This window comes from Phycisphaerae bacterium, from assembly GCA_012729815.1.
In the GTDB taxonomy this organism is placed as follows: domain Bacteria; phylum Planctomycetota; class Phycisphaerae; order JAAYCJ01; family JAAYCJ01; genus JAAYCJ01.
The window spans coordinates 1-2,990 of record JAAYCJ010000125.1 but is presented as its reverse complement, the minus strand read 5'-3'; the positions used below and the strand labels follow the sequence as shown (position 1 = coordinate 2,990).

The window sequence follows — 2,990 nt, the reverse complement described above, 5'->3', positions numbered from 1 at the left end:
GCGCAGGCATCCTTCATGTAGAACAGGTCGAACAGCGGCTGGTGGAAGTCGATGACGATGCGGCCGCCGTGGCGAAGGGTGGTGCTGAACTCCTCCTGATCGCCGTCCCAGTTGCTGAACGGCTGATCGAACGCAGCGTCGTCCCACAGGTCGCACTTGTTAACCACGATCACGATGCGGGTGCGCTCGAACCAGAGCATCGCCCCCAGATCGCCGTTGCCGACGGCCAGACCGTTCATCGGGTCGTCGGGCGGGGTCAGATAGATCAGGTCGTGGCGGGAGATCCGCTGGGGCCAGGCGATCCGCCACTGTCCGTTCTTCGGGTCAAATGCCGAAGTCATTGTCCGACTCCTTTTCCGGATGAAGGGCTGTCAGTCTGGCAGGTCTTCCGGGTGAATGAAGGTCCCGCGAATCCACGCGACGCCCAGCGGCGGCCAGGTCATGTCACGGTTCCAGCGGGCGGTGTCGTCGGTGTAGTTGAGCACGAGAATGCGGCCATCCTCAAGCTGCGTCCATCCGGAGTAGCCCTGATCGCAGCCGGAGACGCTGGCTTCGACCTCGATCACGTGATCGAGCTGGTACTGGTCCGGGAACACGCCGTCGGCGGCCTTCCAGGCAACGCGGTAGTACTCGCCGCGTTCGTCGGCATACGCCGCCTCGATCCGCCGCCAGATGCTGTGGCCGGTGGCGGCGGGCGTGATGGTCGCGGGCGTGACGGAGGTCAGGTCGCCGGAGGGAAGGGCCTCGTCGTTGGCCGGCTGCGCCGCTGCACTCGACCGTTCCATCTCAGGCACCCAGTCGAAGGCGGCCTGCGAAGCTTCCGCCGCTTCGTTGCCGAACTCCAACTGGTAGACTGACGGTATGATCGGCGACCAAGCCAGTGGCGCAGCCTTCTGCACCGGCGGTCGGAACCGAATCCGTTCCTGGCCGTCCACGAAGACCACCGCCTGCCGATTCTCGCTGAGAATGCGGAGGGTATGGAATTGTCCCGGGGTCAGATCCACTCGCAAGGCCGGATCGTGGGCGAACTCGGCGTGGTCCGAGAAGATGCGCAGGCGTCCCACGTAAGGCACGCCGAGCGAGGCGGCGCGACCGCGGTTGGTCAGAACCTTCACCTCAACCGTCACGTCCAGGCGCGTCTCGGAGCCGTTGGGGCATCGCAGGACGTACTTGGTGAGCTGCCCGCGCGACCCGTCGCTTGCGATGTGCAGGCCGTCCGGGCCAAGCCCGACGGTTCGGCGGTCGTTGAAGTGTACCCCTACAGCCAACGGCGGCACTTGGGCGTCCGGGGTGTCAACGTGCGCCCACAAACCGATCGGTCCGTAGCAGGCCCGAAAGGTGGTCATGATCTGGCCGTCGCTCAAAAGCCCCGCGCAGGTCCGGCCGTGAATGCCGAACGGCAGTTCCTCAAACCGGCTCCAGGTACGGCCCTCATCGTCGGACCAGCACCGCACTCCCGGCAGCAGGCAATAGCCCTCACGGGCTACCAGCCACCATCGGCCGTCCGGAAGCGGCACGATACTCGCCTCGCTGACTCCTCGAGGGTTCTCCTCGAGGCTGTTGTACCATTGCCAGGTCTGTCCCTGATCGGGTGAACGGTAGAATTCGAAGACCTCGCCCCGTGTGCACTCGAAGGGCTTGCTCGGCGCCCACGTGCCGACGACCAACCACGAACCGTCGGACATCTCAGTGACCCGACTCGGCACGCAGCAGTCATGCCCGCCCGCCGCCACCGGATCAAGCCGGCCGACCTGCTTCCACGTGCGCCCGGCATCGGCGCTGCGGAAGAAGATGTTGTGATACGGATTGGCGTACAGATCGGCTGTCACCAGCAGCGAACCGTCACGCAGCTTCTGCAGGCGCGGGCAGTTGCCGCCGCCGTAGTGCAGGACCGTCGATCGCGGCCACGTCTGGCCCAGGTCGTCGCTGTGCCGCAGCCAGATTCGTCCGCCTCCGCCGTGGCCGGGGCCGTCGTTGTGCGTGGCGATCAGGCTGGTCGGACCGGTCTGGACCACGTCGGGAAAGCCCAGCCACCAGCCGGGCCAATAGCCGCTCCAGCGAATCACCTGATGCTTTGGCGTACGGGCCACCGTGACGTGACGATCCGCCCGTCGCCACAGCGAACGCATCGGCTGGTAACGCAGATCACAGGCAGGCTCATTGCTGGTATCTTCAAGCGCCTCTCCGTCGGGCCACGGTTCGCCTTGAACCACGAGCCGCTCAATGCCGGCGGCCTGGTCGAGCTGGTCGATCCGAGCACTGCCGATGGCCCGCACGGGATAGGCCAGGGCTGCGTCGACGGCCAAGGGAAACCACTCGTCGTCGCCCGCCCCGGCAACCCACGCGGTCAGTCGCTGCCGGTCGAGGTCGATGTGAATCTTGAAGTCGTAGGCTGAGCCCGGTCGCGCGTACATGCCGAAGTATTCGATCTCGCCGTTGAACAGGCCCGGCACGTAATTGGCTTGGCCACGGGCGGAAGCGCGGTCGTCATCAACGATCCCGAAGGTCACAGCCTCGCAACGTTCGGCGTGCGGCGCCATGCCCAGCGTCACGGTCTGGCGGCACGCGGGTCGATCATCCACGAAGTCCGCTGGGTTCATGGCCAGCGGCCTGAAACGGCAGTAGACGTAGACCCGCCCGGAGACCTCGGGGAACTCGGCCCGGTGGACCCGCACCGGACAAACGAGGTTGGCGATCGGTTCGACCGGCAGACCCGGCTTGCCTCCGACGTAACGGGGGATGGTCATCTCGCCAGATTCGCCCTGGTCGGTTCCGACCACGAAAGGTCCCATTGGCTGTGACATCACGGAATTCCTGAAGAGGGGTTTGGTTGTTCCGGGCACGTGGCCTTCGCGTTCGTCCTACCAGACATAAAACCACAAGCCGGTGGTGAGGTAGCGCACGCCGAGTTCCAGGGCATCCGCTTTGCGCCGGAAGCTTGCGTGGCCGTCAGCGAAGACCGTGTTGGCCCCGGCCCCGAAGTCCGTCTC

The 2,990-nt window shown here is 65.6% G+C and carries 2 protein-coding genes; both read right to left on the bottom strand.

Going from position 1 to position 2,990, the window contains the following annotated elements:
• Window positions 1–341 (bottom strand): hypothetical protein (locus tag GXY33_08695; GenBank protein ID NLX05208.1); only part of this gene is annotated, 341 nt, incomplete at its 3' end.
• A 30-nt stretch (window positions 342–371) separates the two neighbouring features.
• Entirely contained in the window at window positions 372–2,804 is a 2,433-nt protein-coding gene (locus GXY33_08690) for an exo-alpha-sialidase (protein ID NLX05207.1), read from the bottom strand.
• Between the last annotated feature and the right edge of the window lie 186 nt (window positions 2,805–2,990).

What these genes read in the sequence shown, in the direction of transcription:
- GXY33_08690 (NLX05207.1), bottom strand. Translation starts at nt 2,804, where the DNA reads ATGTCACAGCCAATGGGACCTTTCGTGGTCGGAACCGACCAGGGCGAA.